The organism is Emticicia sp. (assembly GCF_049241225.1).
Classification (GTDB): Bacteria; Bacteroidota; Bacteroidia; order Cytophagales; family Spirosomataceae; genus Emticicia.
The window spans coordinates 5114-25307 of sequence record NZ_JBMLRC010000006.1 but is presented as its reverse complement, the minus strand read 5'-3'; the positions used below and the strand labels follow the sequence as shown (position 1 = coordinate 25307).

The window sequence follows — 20194 nt, the reverse complement described above, 5'->3', positions numbered from 1 at the left end:
TTATCTTCAATATTTTTTTTCTAATTCTCCAGTTAGTCTGTAAAGTTCGATTTCATAACTTTTTAGAGAATACATTGATTCTAAATAGTTAAAATTTGATTGAACATATTCTAGTTGTATGGTTCGATACTCTAATGCATTAGAGAAACCGTTTTCTAATCTCCCTTTTACGAGTTGCAGACTACTATTTAAATTTTTTACCAATTGTTGATTAAGTTTAACCGCCTTCAACTGATTCTGATAGGCTGTGAAGGCACTGATGAGGTCAATTGAAAGTTCTTGTTTTAAAGCTCCCAATTGTAATTCTCCAATTTTGTTCAAAATAATGGCTTCATTGGTTGCTCTCTTTAATTCACCACCGTTGTAAATGGGAATCGAAGCTCGCAGCCCAATCGTGAAGTTAGAGATGTTTCCTCTGATCGGCGTATTCCCTTCGAATCGTGTGCTTGAATAACTTTTTCCAAATCTACTATTCAGACCAATGGTTGGATAACGCTGACTTTTAACCAAATCAATTTTGCTTTGATTCAATATTGTTTCTACCTGCTTTGCCAAGATTTCGTTATTTTGACTCATCATTTTATTGCGTAGTGTCTCAATATTAAACTCATCTTTTGCTATATCTAATTTTTCGGTCAGTATATAAGGTTTGGTTTTATCCGCACCTAAAGCCATATTTAATTTATTGAGTGCCACTTGATAGGTATTGTCTTGCTGGAGGTATGAAGAGGAATCAATTAAAAACGAGTTTTCGGCTCTTAGAACCTCAAAATTACTTGCTTTACCCAAGCTAAGCTGCAATTTTGTATCGATTAAACGAAGTTTTGATAAATTCTTGGTTTCTCTCAATACTTGACTTTTTTCTTTTTCTATGAGGGCTTTAAAATATGATTCGATGATTTCTTTTATAATATTGGCTTTTGTATTTTTTAATTGTTGCTCGTTTTCTTGACTTATATATTTCAACTGATTGGTCTTTATATTTCGTTGATTACCGTTGTATAGAGTATAGTTTGCATTAAAATCAGCATTAAGGCTGTTATCTCCGTAGATGCCTCTAATGAAATTTATTGGAGAATTGTTATTACTATATAGATTATTTTGACCAAGATCAAAGCTTACATTTGGAAAACGTTCGGTAACTCCCACACGTTGATTTAGTCTAGCAATTTCTAATTGTTTTTTTGAGATCTGTACTTGGAAATTATTCTGCAAGCCTATCCTGATTGCCTCTTCGAGTGTTAGTTGAGTTTGAGCCAAGACCGAATGGCTCATAATTAATAGTATTACAATTAATTTGTTCATTTAATGGTTTTAATTTCCTAATTCCAATTGATTTTTTACTAACTCATAATAAAACCCCTTTCGCTCAACTAAATCTTGATGTTTTCCTTCTTCTACAATTTCGCCATTGTGAAGCACAACAATATTATCTGCATTTCGCACAGTACTTAGTCGATGAGCAATTACCAAAACAGTTCTTCCTGCATAAAATTGATTTAAGTTTTCCATAATAAATTTTTCATTGTTGGCATCTAGTGCACTAGTTGCTTCGTCAAAAAATAAAAATGGTGGATTTTTATATATCGAGCGAGCAATTAAAATTCTTTGCTTCTGACCAACGCTCAATCCTTTGCCCTCACCACCAATCTTGGTTGCTAAACCAAGTGGTGAAGATTCAATTATATCAAAAATATTCGACGCATACACGGCATAATTAAGCCGATCTGGGTCAGTTATTTCATCACTACCGACGATATTCTTTTCAATCGTATCCGAAAAAATAAATCCATCTTGCATAACCACACCACATTGTTTTCGCCACCAGCTGGTATGATAATCTTGGAGTTTACGATTTCCGATAAAAATATTTCCACCAGTGGGCTCATAAAATTTTAGTAATAATTTCATGATTGTGGTTTTTCCACTTCCGCTGCTACCCACAAGAGCCGTAACTTTTCCCTCAGAGAGTACTAAATTTATATTTTTCAGAATTTGTGGTGAAGATGGACCGCCATAGCTGAAACTAAGGTTTTGGAATATGATATCGCGGTAGTAGGAAAACTGAGCAGTTCTTTGAACATCATCCGGATTTTCATCTTCTTTCTTATGTATCTCATTCAATCGATCAAGGCTTATTCGTGCATCTTGTGCCGAATGAACAAAATTGAGTAATGTGCCCAGTGGTGCATTAGCCTGACCAACAATACCTTGTATTGATAACATTGTTCCGAATGTAATATCGCCCTCAACAACACCTTTCGCTGCTAAAAAGGTGATGAGTATGTCTTTGAGATGAGTAATAAAAAAAGCTCCTGTTTCTTGGTATTGACTTAACTTGAGGTCTTCAATGCCAATTTTAAATAATCTTGCCTGAATATTCTCCCATCGCCATCGCTTTTGGTCCTCAATATTTTGAAGTTTAATTTCATTGATTCCCGTTACTAATTCTACCAAAGCACTTTGATTATCGGCAAGCCTGTCAAATCTTCGTAGATTTATACGTTTGCGATATTTCAGGAATATATATATCCACGCAAAGTACAGGATCATACTAACTACAAAAATAAGAAAAATTGGTAAACTGAAAATAGCGAGTAATATGCTGAATATCAGCATGTTGAATATCGAGAATATAACACTCAGCGAAGAACTCGTCAGAAAGTCTTGGATGATAGTATGATCATTGATTCTTTGGAGAATATCTCCTTGATTTCGGGTTTCAAAAAATGAAATCGGAAGACGCATGAGCTTTGCCAGAAAATCAGATATCAGCGAAATATTTACACGATTACTGATTAGCATCAAAATCCAGTTTTGGATAAAGTTTGATACCATTTGGCCAAAAAACAAAGCTAGTTGTCCGAATAAAATCAAGTATATGAAATTCATATCCTGATACTCAATGCCTCGGTCAACGACGGCCTGTGTTAAAAATGGAAAAATGAAAGATAGGATAGCTCCCAATATCATTCCTATTCCTATTTGAATAAAAAAACGCTTATATGGGCGTAAATAACTCCAAAAATAATTTAAAGTGAGGCCTTCTTGTTTATCATCTTCATTTTCATAGAACTTTTGTGTGGGCTCGAGTAAGAGTGCAATTCCTGGCGTATCAGCAGGATAAACACCACTGTGCCATGCTTCTAGAAAATCTTTGTGAGTATATTTTTCCAATCCTAGAGCAGGGTCGGCTACCATCACATGGGTTTTGGTAACTTCGTAGACAACCACAAAATGTCGCTGACGCCAAAATACAATACATGGTTTTGGAGCATCTTCTAATAGTATATTGAAAGGAATTTTAACTGCTTTTGTACGAAATCCAATAGCCTTTGCTCCATCGCTGATACCAGCTAATGAAACTCCTGTTTGTGTTATAAATGTTTTATCTCTAAGAAATTCTAAGGTAAAATTTTTACCATAAAACTTGGCAATCATTCGCAGGCAAGTGGGGCCGCAATCGACTGCATCAAGCTGACGGTAATGTGGGAAAACTTTTTTCACTCAGTAAACATTTTAATGATTTGGATTGATACCGTATTATAAAAGGCATGAAGGTTACATTGACCTAAAAATGTATCTGTATCATATAAAAACAAAAACTAAGCCAAGATGATCCACATGAAATCTGAAACAGATTGCAAGTTAGTTAAATGCACAATAAATTACAGCTAATAAAAAAAAGCACCTTCAAAGTTGAAAATGCTTTTATTACTATACTTATTAAAAAAAAATATCTTTGAAATCAAACTTTTAATAGATGGCAATTAACCGAATAAATTTTACTAAACTGCCTGTTATATCTACTAAATTGATTAATGCTTGCATTAAATGTTTGTCGAATTTCCAACTTGTGGTACACAGTTTTTTACAGGAGTTGTGTATGATGTTGGTGGGCAATAGGTTGGCTTTGGGGCACAGTAAGTTGGCTTTGGAGCACAATAAAGTGGCTTCGGAGCGTAAGAAATAAGTTTCGGAGCACAGAAATTCAAGCTAAAGCCGAATAAAAAAGTACCACCATCAACACTATTCATTTCACTGTTCGACATTTCGAATTGGTCAAAATTTTTCATTAAATTTGAAATTAAAGGTTATAAAAAAAGATTTCACTATATGTAATAAAAATAAACTAATTTTTATCGCTTAGAACTATTTGAGAGGTACTATGGCACAAAAATTGCATAGTTAAAATGAAGGAAACTTGATAGGCAAAATATGAAGTCATAGAAAGTATGAATTTCCATATATATAGAAATTCATACTTGTCATCAGATTCAACTCAAACAACATAATCTTTTAGGATTATGAGTTGCTCATTTTTACTTTTAAGGTTCACTCAATAATTATATCACTCAATAGTATAGATTATATGTGTTGTGTGTTCTTGGCACAATATTTGCAATTTAAAAGAAAAGGTCGAAATAGTTTACTGTGAAAAATAGTATTAATTCTTATCTCTTTTGGCACAATACTTGCTAGATTAGTAAGTATAATAGATATTGCTCTAATTTGTTCATTTAATTAAAATTTTTAAAAGATTTTAATTAAATGAACTTATATATTTATATATAGTGCAAAAATGGTACCATTTAATCATTTTTGCAAGTTTTTTTGTCTAAATTTATTTTATTCGACTATTAGTACGATATTCACTTCGATTTAATAAAAAAGGGTTTGCTATCAGCAAACCCTTTTTTATTAAATAAGTGAGAACTATTTTTCGCTAATTCCATATTTTTCAGCGTATTTTTTATAAAGTCTTTTTTGTTTATCATCGAGGTCAATTTTCTTCCCTCTGATAAATGCATAAACAACTTTGTTAGTTCGCATATCTAAAATATCGCCTTCTGAAACAGCAATAGTAGCAAGTTTACCAATTTCGATTGTGCCTACTTGTTTGTCAATACCCAAAATTTTCGCATTGTTGAGTGTAATCATTTTCAAAGCGTCTTCTTTATCCATGCCGAATGCAGCACTAGTGCCTGCTACAAATGGAAGATTACGAGTTTTGTAAAATTCTTCGGTATAGAACATTCCCGTTAAAATTCCAGCTTTCATTAATCGATTTGGAAGTTTGTATGGATTCCAAACGTCCTCGTCTGTTGTATTAGGTAAACGGTGGGTCGGCGAAACAATTACAGGGATATTGTTGGTCTTAAGGAAGTCTAATGCTAAATCTGCTTCTTCTCCGCCAACAATTACAATATTTTTTATTTTAAACTTTTGAGCCAACTGGCATGCTTCGATGATTTCCTTACCATAATTTGTTCGAATATAAAGTTTTTTTGAACCATCAAATAATCCTTTCATTGCTTCCAACTTTGCATTTTTAGGATTAGGGTTATTTATTTCGCTGTATGCTAATGCATCGGCTATAAAACTTTGTAATTCGTTTTTTTGCTCAATGTATTTTTCGTTCTTTTTCACCACAAACTTTGCTTCTTCAGCACTAAACTGACGTGCGATTAGTGTAGGGTAGGTGAGCCAAACGCCATCATCTTTTTTCAAAGCTGCATCTTCCCAGTTCCATCCGTCATATTCCATGATCGATGAAGTACCAGAAATGATTCCTCCTTCAGGTGTTGTTTGTCCAATCAATACACCATTACCACGTACTGTTGGAATAACCTCCGAGTCAGTGTTATGTGCAATCAATGAGCGTATATTTGGATTGAACTGACCAGTTTCGGCTTGATCAAAAGTAGATCGAACTGATCCGATTTCAATTAAACCTAACAAAGCGGCAGGAGCAATTATACCGGGATAGACCGATTTTCCCGCGATATTTATAACCTCGGTTGTGTTTTTATCAAAGCTGGTATTAGCGTCGCCTATGGCAGTAATAATGCCTTTGTCAAACACAACCACTCCATTTTGAATAATTTTACCATCACCAACGTGAATTGTTCCACCAACCAAAGCAATTGGTTTTGATTGAGCAGGTGCAGGTGCCGGATTTTGAGCAAAAACATTAATACAAATTAGTAAAATGCTGAGAAGTGATAATTGTTTTTTCATTCGGTAGGTTTTAGTTTGATGAACAAATTTTGTCAAAAATAAAATTAATTCCAAATCTCATTTTCAAATAGCAAATTATTCTTTACAAGTGCAATGATCGGATAATTATTAAAAAAACTTATTTTTAGTCTTTCTTTGTAATTTAGATATTTGAAATTGAAATTATGAGCAAATTATACACAAATTTAGCAAATGTTTATCATGAAATATATCAAACCCTATTTGATTACGACCAAGAGTTCAAGTTTTATGATAAACATTTACAGGCAAACCAAATTAGATCAGTTTTGGAGATAGGCTGTGGAACCGGAAATTTGGCAAAAAAGATTGTTGCAGCAGGATATGATTATTTAGGTGTTGATTTATTTGATGAAATGCTAACGATTGCACGCATCACCGCTCCAACGGCTAAATTTTGTCGAGCTGATGTAAGAGATCTTAGTTTTGACAAAAAGTTTGATTGTGCCATAATAACGGGGCGAACGATTAGCTATCTTATTAAAAATGAGGATATTCAAAGTGCTTTGATTTGTCTCAATCAATCATTGAACACCAATGGAATTTTAATGTTTGATGCGATTGATGCATTTAGGTTGTTTAACGATTTTGAATCAGATAAACTAGATACATTAACTGCAAGCTTTGGGAATAATCACTATAAAAGATTAAGTAAAAGTAAAAAAAATCTTACTTATGGCTGGACCTGGGATTGGGAATCTGAATATTTTATAAAAAATGAATTAGAGATTTATCAAAAAATTGGAGAAGATTTTTCAACCTTAAGGGCATTTCTTAAAGAAGAATTGTCTCTATTTTTAAGATTAGCTGGTTTTGAATTAGTCGAAATATTACCAAAGAAATCTTATGCATGGGATGATAACTTTTATATTGCAAGAAAAATATGGAGATGAAAATTAGAAAATTTGAAAATAGCACCGATGCTGAATTTGTTTGGGAGATAATTAATCTAGTTATTTCTAAAGGTGATACTTTGGTTTTTTTTCCTGATTCATCTCAAGAAAAAATGATGAAATATTGGAATGATACTGATAAGTACACTTATGTTTGCGAAATTGAAAATCAGATTGTGGGTATATTTTATATTAAACAAAATCAACCAGATTTAGGAGCACATGTGGCAAATGCTGGGTATTTAGTACATCCAAATCATCGAAAAAAAGGAATTGCGGAGTTTATGTGTCGATATTCGTTAGAAGAAGCTCGTGGGTTAGGTTTTTTGGCTATGCAGTTTAATATCGTAATTAGCACAAATGAGGTAGCTGTACGGGTTTGGCAAAAATGTGGTTTTGAGATTGTTGGTAGGCTTTCGAAAGCTTTTAAACACCAAGAATTCGGATTGGTAGATGCATTAGTAATGTACCAGTGGCTGTAATTTGAACCAATTTTAAACGCAAACGCCACTGAATATGAAATTTCAGTGGCGTTTGCAAAAGAAAGAAAATTTAGAATCTAAAATTCAAGTTAGCTGCAAAGGTTGTTCCTAATTGGCTAAAATGAGAGCCATCATACGTAACATTTGAGTAGCGTCCGTTGAAAGTAATTAAGTTTATATTATTAAAGACTTGTTTTGCATCCTTCAATACGGCCTCACCAGCTGCATTTAGAGCCACTAAATTCCATTTAGGCATCACATTTAGTATGTTATTGATATTTAAACCTAATGTTACACTCTTACCAATTTGGAAGTTGGCTCCTAAATCTGTTACAACCTTCGGTTCGAATACCGTCTTTAAGTTTGAATTCAAACCATTTTGACGAAATGTTGTTGGGCCAAATAAAGTGTTATTTAGATTAAAATTCATTTTGCCAACTACATAATCAACACCTAAAATTGCTTTGTATCTAGGGCGTGAGGTAAGCAATAAAGCTTCTTGTGTAGCATCAATGATTGATTGTCCAGCAGATTTAATAAGAGAAGGGGTCAAAGCTTCTCCAACCTTTTCATTTTTTATCGTGTAATTTCCAGCCAGGTTAAAAGCTAACTTACCTTTTCCTAATACTACATTTTTGTAGTTGGCTACAAAATCTAAACCTTGTGTGATGGTATTCATACCATTAACAAAGAAACTTACAGCCACGATTCCGTTATCAGCTAAGATTTTGTTTAAAGCTGCCGCCTGTGGGCCACTTCCGGCTGCAATTTCAGAGCTTAGAATGATTCTATTGTCTACTCTAATACTATAAAAGTCTAATGTAGCACTAAAGTTTTTATTCGGATTTAGTCCCAAACCGGCAGTAAAGTTTACAGAATTCTCAGCTTTTAATTTTGGAACTCCCAACAAAAAAGCTTGAGGGCTATAATTGTTTACGATACCTTTTGTCTGAATACCTTGGCCAGGTACAAAACTTGCTTGTGCGAGTTGTAAATTACTTTGAGCCATTGATGGGGCTCTGAAACCTGTAGATATTGATGCTCTAAGCGTAACTTTATCGTCAGCGAATTTATAGCGAGAACTTATTTTCCACACGAATGCATTTCCGAAATCGCTATATTTCTCAACACGTGCAGTTCCATCAATTAAAAAGTCTTTTGTGATATCAAATCCCAAACCAACGTATCCTCCGAAGTTATATCTAGTTGATGTTTTAGCATTGGCAGCACTAGTACCTGGGAATGAATCTGCACCAGGGGCAGTAGCATACGAAGCTGTGTCGCCTGCGATAATCGTGAAGTTTTCTGCTCTAAATTCAGTACCGAGAGAAAGATTAACTCTTTCACTTAATGATTTTGATAAGTCGATATTTCCAACATTGTGGCTGAAAGAATAACCACCCGGCTTAAATTGGATTGGACTATTTTTACCTAATCCACGGTTTACTGAGTTACTTACAGTATAAACTTGCTTGTTTCCACCAGTTGTAAAACTAACATCGGATTTCCAACCATTTTTTTCAGAACGTACACCCAAGGTTGCATTGTAATCATTTAGATCACCTTCGAAAGTAGGTACATAGCCTAGGTATGGGCTACCTGCTGGCGTTAATAAGCCAAAATCGGTTGGTCTCCAATATGGTGTACGATAGTTAGCAAAACTATTTACTTTTTTGAATACATATGCACCAGTGTAATATAATTCAGTGTTTTCAGTCAGACCAAAACCACCATTCACTGCAAATTTGGCAGCTGCAGTTTCGGGAGCACCATTAATATTGCCAGCATCCGGCTTTAATTTTAAAAATGCTTGTACCTGTGAAAGCGGAGCACCAAACCCTAAATTATCATCAGCTTCTGCTTCGGCACTTACTATACCAGGTCGATTTGCTTGTCCAACATGTGATAATGCTACAGTATAATTGATATAGCTATTTTTACCAAAGTTAGCACCATTATTGAGAGTAAGACCTACAACTCCGCCATCACCTTTGTGTGTGATTCCGGTATTTAATGTTACTGAGCCATATTCAAATTTGTCTTTTAAGATAATGTTCATTACCCCGGCAATCGCATCTGAGCCATATTGAGCCGAAGCACCATCACGAAGGATCTCCACTCTTTTGATAGCCTCAGTTGGAATGGCCGAGATATCTGCACCACTTTCTCCGCGTCCTGGTGATGTCTGAATATATGTTAATGCACTTGAGTTTTTGCGTTTGCCATTGATGAGAATCAAAGTACGGCTTGGTCCCATATTTCTGATTTCATAAGGGTCAAGTAAAGATGTTGCGTCATTTACTGGTGTTTGCACTGTATTAAATGAAGGTACGCGGTACTGCAAAGCTTTATCGAACGTTGGCTGACCAGTACTTCTCAAATCGTTGGTTGAAACAATATCGATCGGAAGAGGAGTATCAGTTAATGTTCGTTTTGAATTTCTGCTACCTACCGAAATAACAACTTCATCAAGTGAGGTTGCTGCATCTTTCAATGTTACATTTACATCTCCTGATGCTGGTACAGCGACACTTTGAGTTTCATAGCCAATAGCCGTTATTTCAAGCATGGCATCTACGGCAACTGCGTCAAGCTTAAAAGCTCCATTGCCATCTGTTGAAGTACCTTTAGTAGTGCCTTTGATTTTTACACCAGCTCCCGGAATACCAGAGCCTGAGGCATCTTTTACGGACCCATTAACCGTCCGAGTTTGTGCGTAGAGTGTTGTGCTTAGGAAAAGCAAGCTCACTAACACTGAGTAAGTGAAACGATTCATCATAAATTAAAAGTGTTTATTTGGTTTTTGTTTAGATTAACAGTCGCGAAGTTAACCTCAAAGTATTTTAAAATGCAAATATTCGGAATAAAATTTTACATAAATTAAAAAGTGCAAAATAAAACTACTGTCATTTGAATAGATACTTTATTAAAGTGGATGTTATTTTAAATTTAATTAATAAATATCTCCTTACGATTGGTTAAAATTTAAAAAATGAGGTATTGAAATTTTGAATATGTTGTGAGTGATTAAGCAAAAAAAAAGGCCTTGAAAATTTCAAGACCTTTAATTTGATATGGCAAAAATTACTCAGTACCATGAAATAAATTAGCTCCAAATACACGCCCTCCAGAAGCACAACGGCTACATTCTTCGGTATCGCCCATTTCAAGAATTGTATCGCAGTGAATGTGCTGATTTCTTCTTGGCATAGCTCTTTGAGTTGGGTTGCCAGAGGCTTTTTCGGCAAGCATTTTCAACATGATTCTGTTACGTTCTTTAGCCACACTTTCACGCATTTGTTCGTCTTTTTCAATGTCGAAATAAACTGTTCCGTCAATGATTGTTTTTTCAGGACGAGCATAAATTGAAAGTGGATTATTATTCCATAAAACCACATCGGCATCTTTACCTACTTTGATACTTCCAAGACGGTTGTCCAAATGAAGCATTTTGGCTGGGTTTAATGTTACCATTTTCCAGGCTTCTTCTTCAGACATTCCTCCATAAAGTACAGTTTTTGCTGCTTCTTGATTCAAACGACGTGCCATTTCGGCATCATCTGAGTTAATCGCGGTTGTTACACCAACTTTCGTTAAGATAGCAGCATTATGAGGAATCGCTTCTTTAACTTCCATTTTATAGGCCCACCAGTCAGAGAATGTTGAGGCATTTACACCATGAGTTTTCATCTTATCGGCAACTTTGTAGCCTTCCAAAATATGGGTGTAGGTGTTAATATTGAAGTTGAAAGATTCTGCTACTTTCATCAACATATTGATTTCAGACTGCACGTATGAGTGACAAGTGATGAAACGCTTTTTATTAAGAATCTCTACCAAAGCATCTAATTCAATATCACGGCGGGGAGGAGTTACACCCGTTTTGTTGGCAAGGGCATTGTAATCTTTCCATGCTTTTTCGTATTCTTTTGCACGTTGGAAGGCATCTGTGTAAACTTGTTCTACACCCATACGTGTTTGCGGGAAACGACCAGACGGAGATGGGTTATTGCCATTTTTTACGTTTTCACCTAAAGCGAATTTAATAAAACCATCGGCACCTTTGATGAGTAAGTTATTCGGATTTTCGCCCCATTTTAATTTAATCAAGGCTGACTGACCGCCGATACAGTCAGCAGAACCGTGTAATAATTGTGAAGAGGTAACACCTCCAGCCAATTGTCGATAAATATTGATGTCTTCTGAGTTTACAGCATCTTCTTGACGAACTTCCGATGAAACGGTTTGTACTTCATTGATTGAAAATAATGCAATGTGCGAGTGTTCGTCAAAAATACCATTGGTTAGATGTTTGCCTGTTCCATCAATTGTTTTTGCACCCGCTGGAGCTGTAAGGTTTTTACCAACTTGTGCAATTTTACCGTTTTGTAATAAAACATCAGTATTTGCCACGATTCCTTCTTTTTCGTTGGTCCAAACAGTAGCGTTTTTAATCAGCATGGTTTCTTGCTGAGGTTTTTGTTCGCTTCCGTATGCTGTGAAGGGATACAAAACTTTTCCAAATTGTGGAATTTTTGCTTTTGCTGTATCTTTTTTGGCAACTTCGGCTTTTGGAGCTTCTTTGAAGATTGCCTCCCATTTCACTTGTTTTCCATCACCTAAAATTGCTTCACCTTTGAAGTTTTTTCCATCATAATATCCGCTTAATCGAGCCTCGTTGGCATCTTTTTTATCAAGCTTTGTTGTAATTGTCAATAAATCACTGATACGGCTAACTTTTGGAGTTGTTTTTACGGTATCGTTGGCAACAAACTGATAATCAGGTTTATCTATCTTTCCTGTGATATTGAATTTAAAATTAGTTTTATCATCAATTTTCAAGTCATAATTTCCTCTAATATCGGTTACGTTCATATCACTTAGAATATAACGTTTTCCTTGAATCCAGTTTTCGTAGATTACATTATCTTTATTGAAAAGGCTTTCAGAAGTAATGATAAAATTGGCTAACATTCCTTTTTTCAAACTTCCCACCATGTTATCAACTTTCAATAATTTTGCAGGTGTTGAAGTGAGGGCTTCTAGTGCTTTGTTTTCTGGCAAGCCGTATTCGATTGCTTTACGGATATTTGCCCAAAATTCAGTTTTATTTCTCAAACCCGAAGTAGTCAAAGCGAAGTTAATTCCAGCTTTAGATAACAAACCTGCGTTAGCTGGAGCCATTTCCCAGTGCTTCATTTCGTTGAGAGCAACCATCGACGCATCGAAAGGGTCTTCCACATCATAAGCAGTTGGGAAATTTAGTGGTAAAATCAACGAGCTATTAATAGCCTTGATTTCATCGATTCTTTGATACTCATCGCCCGCACCTTTTATTATGTATTGAACGCCAAACTCTTTGCCTATTTTGTCAGCACGTAAAACCGCCAGTTTATCAGTTGCTTCATAAATTTGTGGCAAAGACTGCATTTCGTTGAAAGCATCTAACGAAAGATTACGCTCTTGTGCTTTGCCGCCTTTTTTATACCATTCGGCATCGTAGTAAGTTTGGCGAAGCAATGCCACCGAACCCATCAACGAAACAGGGTAGGTTTGGGTTGAAGAACCTTTATTGAGTGAGTAATGAGCAGATGCCTTTCCTTTCAATAATACATCGTTTTCTTTTTCGGATGCGAACGATACAAATGCCGAAGTTCCACGCACGATACCGTCGGCGATGTGAACTGCTGCACTTCCGAAGCCAATTTTTCGCATTTCTTCGGCTTTAGCTGTGTTTACTTTAAACTCGGCAGTAGCATCTACTTCTGGTTTTACTGCTTGATTCCAATCGAAAGCACCTTTCTTATTACTTTCAAGCTGAGGAGCTCCACCAAAACCACGACCACCAGCAGGGCGTTGGATTTCTGGCATTCCGTAGTCAGAGTAGATATCAATCAACGAAGGATAAATTCTTTTGCCTTTGAGGTCATATACAACTGTTCCGGCTGGTACTTGTAGGTCTTTGCCGACTGATTCGATATAACCATTTTTGATGTAAATCATGGCATTATCAAGCACAGTCTGTGCATCGACTACGATTGTGGCATTTTTGAAGGCATATTGACCAGGACGCTCATCGTACACTCCATTTCGTTGGAATGTGACTTGCGAAAAAACAGAGCCAGAGATAAATAATACAATAAATAAAGTAAGAAGTTTTCTCATGGAGTAGGTTTAAGATGTTTGATGAATGAATGATATTGCGAAATTGACAATTTTTACCCAATAAACAAAACTATTGGTATTTTTGTGTTGAGAATAGCCGAATTAACTAAATGCAATAGCATAAGACGGATTTTAATCGACAAAAGTTTAAGTATATTTTGAAGTTTGAACCGAACTGAATGAACTAAAACAAGTTTTGGTTAGTAGGTTAGGATAGAGGGAAATAATTGTATGCAAGTGAAATCGAATAGAGCTGAGAGTATAAAAAAAGTCAATGAATATGCAGTAAATGGTGTTCCATTTTTGCTTATTAGCGATTTTGAAGGGAAAAATGCGATCGTGCAACCACTCAACGAATTAGATAGTGATGCATTGAAATATTGTATAAATGGTAAAACAAACCATTCAAATACCCAAACCGAAGTCAATGCAGTTCGGCTCTCAAGAATGCCAATTGCATTTGAAAGATATAAGGTAGCATTTGATTGGGTTCAACAAAATATTTTACTCGGAAATAGCTTTCTGACAAATCTTACCTGCGAAACACCAATCGAGTTGACGCTAAGTTTGTTAGAAGTTTTTGAGCGAAGCGATGCCCGATATAAGATTTATTTGAAAGAACAGTTTGTGTGTTTTTCACCCGAAATTTTTGTTAAAATTGATGAGGTGGGCAGAATCTCCTCATTTCCAATGAAAGGAACGATTGATGCAAGTATTGAAAATGCCGAAGAAATTATCTTAGCTGATAAGAAAGAATTTTATGAGCATACCACAATCGTTGATTTAATCAGAAACGATATCAGTAAAGTTGCAAACAAAGTTTGGGTCGAAAAATTTAGGTACATTGATAAGATTCAGACAAGCGAGAATCGAGATTTATTACAGGTGAGTTCAGAAGTAAGTGGCTTATTATCAGGTAATTGGAGGGATTGTTTAGGTGATGTTATTTTCTCACTTTTACCTGCTGGGTCGATTTCGGGAGCCCCGAAAGACAAAACTTTACAGATTATTAATGCTGCTGAAAAGTACACCTATTTAACTAAATCTGGACGAGGTTACTACACAGGAATTTGTGGTCTATTTGATGGAAAAACATTCGATTCGGGTGTAATGATTCGATTTATTCAAAAGACAGAGAAAGGCTTAGTTTACAAAAGTGGTGGTGGAATTACGGCGAGAAGCCATGCCGAAAGTGAATACCAAGAAATGATTCAAAAAATATATGTCCCTATTGTTTGAGACCATCAAATGCCAAAATCGGCAGTTACACAATTTACACTACCACAATTATCGTGTGAGGTGGTCGCTCGAAAATTTGCTGGGTATTACAGATGATTTTGATTTTGAAAATACTATCGAAATTCCAGATTGGGTAGGCGAGGGGCTGTATCGTTGTCGAGTAAGTTACGGCGAAAAGATTAGTAAAGTTGAGTTTTTTGAGTACGAATTCAAACATCCGAAAGTTATTCAAATAGATAATTATCAGTCTTTTAAGTACGATTTTAAATACGAAGATAGAAACGGATTTCAGAATTTGCTAAAACTTCATCCGCAAGCTGATGATGTGATTATCGCACAGAATGGCCTACTTACTGATGCGACTTATGCCAATTTAGCTTTCTTTGATGGCACAAAATGGTTTACTCCTAACACATATCTGCTTTTGGGTACTAAACGAGCATATTTGCTTGATAATCAGTTGCTTACAGAAGAGGCGATTGCAGTCAAAGATTTGAAAAAATTTAAAAGAATTGCACTCATCAACGCCATGCGAGATTTAGATTTGAGTTATGAATTTGAAGTGAACAATAATATTATTCTGATAAAATGACGATTCATAAAAATATCATCATCGGTGCTGGGCCGTCTGGACTCTCAATTGCAGGACGATTAAGTCAGTTGAAAATTCCGTTTATTCTTTTAGAAAAATCAGAGAATGTAGGTAACGAATGGAGAAATCATTACGACCGACTTCGCTTACATACCGACAAGGCTCATTCGGCATTGCCGCATTGGCCATTTCCTGCTGACTACCCAACATTTGTGCCGAAAGAGCAATATATTCAATACCTTGAAAATTATATTGAGCATTTCAAAATACAACCAATATATAAGCAAGAAGTAATTGATATTCAGAAAAAAGAAAAAATTTGGCACGTACAGACCCAAACCAATGAGTTTTTGGCTGAAAACGTAATAGTTTCGACCGGTTATAATCGTGTACCGAAGATTCCACATTTTATCAATGATGCCTTATTTACTGGCGAAATCATTCATTCCAATCAGTATAAAAACGGAAAATGTTATGCAGGAAAAAATGTTTTGGTTGTGGGTTATGGAAATTCTGGAGCTGAAATAGCACTTGATTTATACGAAAGTGGAGCAAATACTTTTGTTTCGATTCGTAATCCAGTGAATATCGTAAACCGAGAGTTTTTAGGTCGTTCAACGCAGGGGATGGCAATTTTTTTGTCAAAATTTGGTAATTCATTTTATGACTTTATCTCAAAAATATTCAAGCGAATATCAACGGGTTCGTTAAAAGATACTGGTATTCCTATTTCTCCGCTTGCACCTTCCGAACAACTACGTAAGCAAGGTAAAGTACCCGTAATTGATGTTGGAACATTACAGCAAATCAAAGACAAAAATATTTTGGTATTGCCTGATATACAGGAGTTTACGAGCGACTCTGTGATTTTTAGAGATGGGCAAAGTATCCAGATAGATGTAGTTTTGTTAGCAACGGGTTACCATGCACATTTGGAAACATTTATAAAGAACGTCGGCCCACTACTCAACGAGCGAGCTTATCCGAAAGATATGTGGAATGATTCGGAGCCGTATCGGGGCTTATATTTTTTAGGATTCAATTTACCACTAACTGGTATTTTAAGAGATATTAATTTGAGTTCGGCTAAAATTGCCGAAAAACTGGCAATTTCTTGATTAAAAATAAATCTTGTAATTAGGTTTTCATTGGCATGATATTGGCTTTAGTTTTTACTAAAACGATATCATCTTATAAAACTAGCACGATTATGCAATTGAAGAATCTTTTACCTGCCCTGATATTAACAGCCATGATTGGCCAATCTACTTTCGCACGTGATGCTGACCGTCCAGAAATTAAATATTCTAATAAAAGATTTGAAGTAAAAGTACCTGAGAAAAAAGTTAAGACTTTAGAAGTTGAAATCAGAGATGTACACGATAATTTGGTTTATGGAACAAGGTATTATAATGTAAGTAACTTCGAAAAAATATATAACATTAGTCAATTACCGAAAGGTAAGTATTTTGTGAAAATTGTATCAGATGGGAGTGTTTATCAAGATGTAATTAAAGTAAAACGTAGAAATATCTAGGATTTTGATAGATGATAAGGCCCAAAATGAAAATTTTCGGCCTTATTTTTTTGTTATTAATTAAAAACCCCTCACGTATTACATGAAGGGTTTATTGATTTAACCTATGATGAAAAAAAAGATTTTTTAAGGCAACGAGAACGCAACGTATTGATTGCCTTTTTTTGTCGCGAGTTTAGTACCTCCGCACGCAATTACAACATATTGTTTGCCATTTACTTGATAGGTAGATGGAGTAGCAAATCCAGCGGCGGGAAGTTGGGTCTCCCACAGTATCTTCCCAGTTTTTTTATCAAAAGCTCTAAACATCCCGTCTTTAGTTGCTGCAATAAAAAGTAAGCCGCTTGCTGTTACTACCGGGCCACCGTAATTTTCAACGCCAGTATTGTCAATTCCTTTTTCTTTTAACTTCTCCTCATAACCAAACGGGATTTTCCACAAAAATTCTCCAGTATTTAAATTAATCGCACTCATTGTTCCCCATGGTGGCGAAATGGCTGGTAGTCCTCTATTATCTAAAAATTTATTATAACCAGTGCTTTTGAAACGTAAATATACGGGTTTTGAAACAGTTGTGCTTGATCCTACTTCTTTTTTTTCATCACCGTGCAAAAATGATACAATCGCTTGCTTTTCGGCAGAGGAAAGTGTCGTAAAACCTGGCATCATTCCTTTGCCATTACTTATGATATTTGATAAGAATGCTTTATCTCTTTTTTTATGAATATCAATCAATGATGGGTAATTTGATTTTGGATTTCCTTTTCGGTCAGTGCCATGGCAAGTCGTACAATACGATTGGTAGAGTTTTTCTCCATTACTCAAATTGGCCGTTTTATCTTCTTTTGGCGTTTCAACCATTGTCTGAATCCACGCCATTTCATTCGCATTTACATAAAGAACACCTTCGGGGTCAGCGGCAGCACCTCCCCACTCGGCACCACCATCATAGCCTGGAAGAATTACTGTTCCTTCTTTTGTGCCTGGGTGATAGAGTGCAGTCTTATATTTCCTAAAATTCTGTAAGAGTTCTTGTCGATTTTCTGCATAAGGGCTAATATCGTTTTCGGTCAAACTATTCGACTGGCGTGCAAATGGAGCAGGTTTGGTCGGTATTGGCTGGGTTGGCCAAGTAGTTTCGCCCGCTACTGCCGATTGTGGAACTGGCATTTCTTTAATCGGAAAAATTGGTTTTCCCGAAACTCTATCAAAAACAAAAACATAGCCTTGCTTTGTTACTTGGGCCACAACATCAATCTTCTTACCATATCGAGTAATTGTCATTAAATTAGGTGGAGCTGGTAAATCTCTATCCCAAATATCGTGATGGGTAGTTTGAAAGTGCCACAAACGTTTACCTGTGCGGGCATCAAGGGCCAAAAGACAATTCGCAAAAAGATTTTGGCCTTTGCGATTACCTCCGTAAAAATCATAGCCAGCCGAACCAGTTGGTACGTAAATAATTCCTCTTTTGCGGTCAACTGACATTCCCGCCCAGTTGTTGGCGGCACCTGTGTAGGTATTCTTGTAAGCATCTTTAGGAAAAGTTTCATATCCAAACTCGCCGGGGTAGGGAATCGTATGGAAAGTCCAAGCTAATTTTCCTGTTTTCACATTAAATGCTCTAATATCGCCGGGGGCAGCATCTGCACCTTCTGATAAACGGAGCGGCATTACGATTAAATCTTCAAATAAAGTGCCTGGTGTGTTTGAAATGATGAATTTATTTTGTGCAATCTCGGGCAAACCAGTGTGTAAATCAATTTTGCCTTTATCACCAAAACTTTCGATTGGTTGTCCTGTTTTGGCATCTAAAGCCCAAAGATTTGGCCCGACCGTGTAGAGTATTCGTTTATCTTCTCCTTGTTGCCAATAAGTTACACCACGGCTGGTGCTTGCCCAATTTTTGAGTGGGTCGCCAAAACGCCAAATTTCCTTTCCTGTGCTAGCATCCAAGGCAAATGCCTGAACAGCAGAAGTAACTCCATAAAGCACCCCACCAACAATGATTGGATTGACCTGCATTTGTCCTGAATCTGGCGTTGAGTAAGTCCAAGCGACTTGAAGTTTACTAACATTCTCAGGGTTAATTTGCGTGAGTTTTGAATAATGGTTTCTATCGGCACCACCTAAATATTCAGCCCAATCAACATCCTCAGAATTACTTTGTAAGGCTGATGCACCAACAAATAATAATATTGCTAAAAAGCCAATAAATGATTTTAGTTTCATGAGTTAAGGGGTTTGAATAGAGTTCATTTAAAGAAACATTTTGTGAGAAACGGAGTGTATTCTTTATTTTATTTTCATTTTTCTTCCTTACGTTCGTCGATATCGGTAGCTTGTTCGTTGTCGTACGAATCAAAGATTTCGGGATATTTGTTTTTCAACCAACGATATTGTTTAGAATTTAAGAAAATAAACCTTGGACCTACTGATTCTTCGACATCTGCATCGGAATAAATTTGATAGAACATTCCCTCAACATTATTTTCATTAAGTGCAGTGTTGATGAGGTCGGTTAATTTAGCCGTATCAAAGTCAAACAGCTCATATTCAATCTTATCTTTTTTGTTTTTTGGTTTCGATAGGGCTTTTACAAACTGCTTTTCTTCATACTTTTTGCCATTGGGCATTACGAAACTGTAAGTGAATGTGCGGTCGGAGTAGTTGCTCTTTTTGAGCGTTTTTTTGAAATTATCAACCAATTGAGTGGGTTTAAATAGGTTTTTTGAGATTTTAGTTAAGGAATCAATGGTTGATTGATAGACATTTTTATAAGATGCTACATCCCAAATATTGCACTGGACAATTACGTTTTTGAGATTTTCAAGAACCGATAAACCATTTACTGAAAATTTTCGGAGATTTACAATGAAATCTTCTTTTTCAGTATTCGACATTGGGTCTATGATAGCCAGTTGAGCAAACTCATCGAGTTGATGACTAAGGCTATCTCGGCTGAAGGCTCGGTCATACATGGTAAAATCAACGTAATTATTAGGGAGCGTTTCTTCGACAATTGTGGCTTGGGTACTATCAAAAAGAACATAAGAAAGCTTTGGACTTCGGTAATCACAAACAATTACTAAGCGATACGGTGAAGAAATATCGGTCAAATAGTCGTTGACAATCTTAAACTGGTTTTCGCCGATTGATGGGAAATAACTCGAATTTGGCTTTTTGAGTGAATCCAAATTATTACGAATCGTTTTTTGCAGAGAAACAAAAAGTGTTTGTTTATAAA

General features: G+C 35.8%; 14 protein-coding genes. 6 read left to right on the top strand and 8 right to left on the bottom strand.

The window, feature by feature from the left end; genetic code table 11:
• Positions 1–6: 6 nt before the first annotated feature.
• The 4 genes from ACOVO2_RS00190 to ACOVO2_RS00175 all read right to left on the bottom strand — a co-directional run bounded on the left by ACOVO2_RS00190 (position 7) and on the right by ACOVO2_RS00175 (position 6021).
• On the bottom strand, positions 7–1305 hold the full coding sequence (locus ACOVO2_RS00190; protein WP_421768035.1) for a TolC family protein: 1299 nt from the start codon (positions 1303–1305) through the stop codon (positions 7–9).
• Between the two features lie 9 nt (positions 1306–1314).
• Entirely contained in the window at positions 1315–3507 is a 2193-nt protein-coding gene (locus ACOVO2_RS00185; RefSeq protein ID WP_421768034.1) for a peptidase domain-containing ABC transporter, read from the bottom strand.
• Positions 3508–3830: 323 nt separating this feature from the next.
• Positions 3831–4076, bottom strand: coding sequence for a hypothetical protein (locus tag ACOVO2_RS00180; protein ID WP_421768033.1), 246 nt, complete (start codon positions 4074–4076; stop codon positions 3831–3833).
• 640 nt (positions 4077–4716) lie between these two features.
• On the bottom strand, positions 4717–6021 hold the full coding sequence (locus ACOVO2_RS00175; RefSeq protein WP_421768032.1) for an amidohydrolase family protein: 1305 nt from the start codon (positions 6019–6021) through the stop codon (positions 4717–4719).
• Between the two features lie 164 nt (positions 6022–6185).
• Here ACOVO2_RS00175 and ACOVO2_RS00170 point away from each other — a divergent pair, with 164 nt between their 5' ends.
• The gene (locus ACOVO2_RS00170) at positions 6186–6932 is read left to right on the top strand and encodes a class I SAM-dependent DNA methyltransferase (protein ID WP_421768031.1); all 747 of its coding nucleotides are present in this window, start codon (positions 6186–6188) and stop codon (positions 6930–6932) included.
• Positions 6929–7414, top strand: coding sequence for a GNAT family N-acetyltransferase (locus ACOVO2_RS00165; RefSeq protein ID WP_421768030.1), 486 nt, complete (start codon positions 6929–6931; stop codon positions 7412–7414). The genes ACOVO2_RS00170 and ACOVO2_RS00165 overlap by 4 nt, the downstream gene beginning before the upstream one ends.
• Before the next feature lie 70 nt (positions 7415–7484).
• Here the strand turns inward: ACOVO2_RS00165 and ACOVO2_RS00160 are convergent, their stop codons facing one another.
• Together ACOVO2_RS00160 and ACOVO2_RS00155 are read right to left on the bottom strand one after the other, a co-directional pair.
• On the bottom strand, positions 7485–10193 hold the full coding sequence (locus tag ACOVO2_RS00160; RefSeq protein ID WP_421768029.1) for a TonB-dependent receptor: 2709 nt from the start codon (positions 10191–10193) through the stop codon (positions 7485–7487).
• Positions 10194–10498: 305 nt separating this feature from the next.
• Positions 10499–13579 carry an amidohydrolase family protein gene (locus ACOVO2_RS00155; RefSeq protein WP_421768028.1) on the bottom strand — a complete coding sequence of 1027 codons (3081 nt, stop codon included), beginning with the start codon at positions 13577–13579 and terminating at the stop codon, positions 10499–10501.
• 237 nt (positions 13580–13816) lie between these two features.
• Between ACOVO2_RS00155 and ACOVO2_RS00150 the strand changes: the two genes are divergently transcribed.
• From ACOVO2_RS00150 to ACOVO2_RS00135, 4 genes are all read left to right on the top strand, one after another.
• On the top strand, positions 13817–14818 hold the full coding sequence (locus tag ACOVO2_RS00150) for an aminodeoxychorismate synthase component I (protein ID WP_421768027.1): 1002 nt from the start codon (positions 13817–13819) through the stop codon (positions 14816–14818).
• The gene (locus ACOVO2_RS00145) at positions 14802–15410 is read left to right on the top strand and encodes an aminotransferase class IV (RefSeq protein ID WP_421768026.1); all 609 of its coding nucleotides are present in this window, start codon (positions 14802–14804) and stop codon (positions 15408–15410) included. Before ACOVO2_RS00150 ends, ACOVO2_RS00145 begins: the two co-directional genes overlap by 17 nt.
• The gene (locus tag ACOVO2_RS00140; protein ID WP_421768025.1) at positions 15407–16528 is read left to right on the top strand and encodes a flavin-containing monooxygenase; all 1122 of its coding nucleotides are present in this window, start codon (positions 15407–15409) and stop codon (positions 16526–16528) included. Before ACOVO2_RS00145 ends, ACOVO2_RS00140 begins: the two co-directional genes overlap by 4 nt.
• Positions 16529–16620: 92 nt before the next feature.
• Positions 16621–16947: a hypothetical protein gene (locus ACOVO2_RS00135; RefSeq protein WP_421768024.1), complete on the top strand. Its 327-nt coding sequence runs from the start codon at positions 16621–16623 to the stop codon at positions 16945–16947.
• A 126-nt stretch (positions 16948–17073) separates the two neighbouring features.
• Here ACOVO2_RS00135 and ACOVO2_RS00130 read toward each other — a convergent pair whose 3' ends face one another.
• Both ACOVO2_RS00130 and ACOVO2_RS00125 read right to left on the bottom strand, forming a co-directional pair.
• Entirely contained in the window at positions 17074–19179 is a 2106-nt protein-coding gene (locus ACOVO2_RS00130; RefSeq protein WP_421768023.1) for a PQQ-binding-like beta-propeller repeat protein, read from the bottom strand.
• A gap of 74 nt (positions 19180–19253) precedes the next feature.
• A partial coding sequence (locus tag ACOVO2_RS00125; RefSeq protein WP_421768022.1) for a hypothetical protein occupies positions 19254–20194 on the bottom strand: 941 nt, incomplete at its 5' end.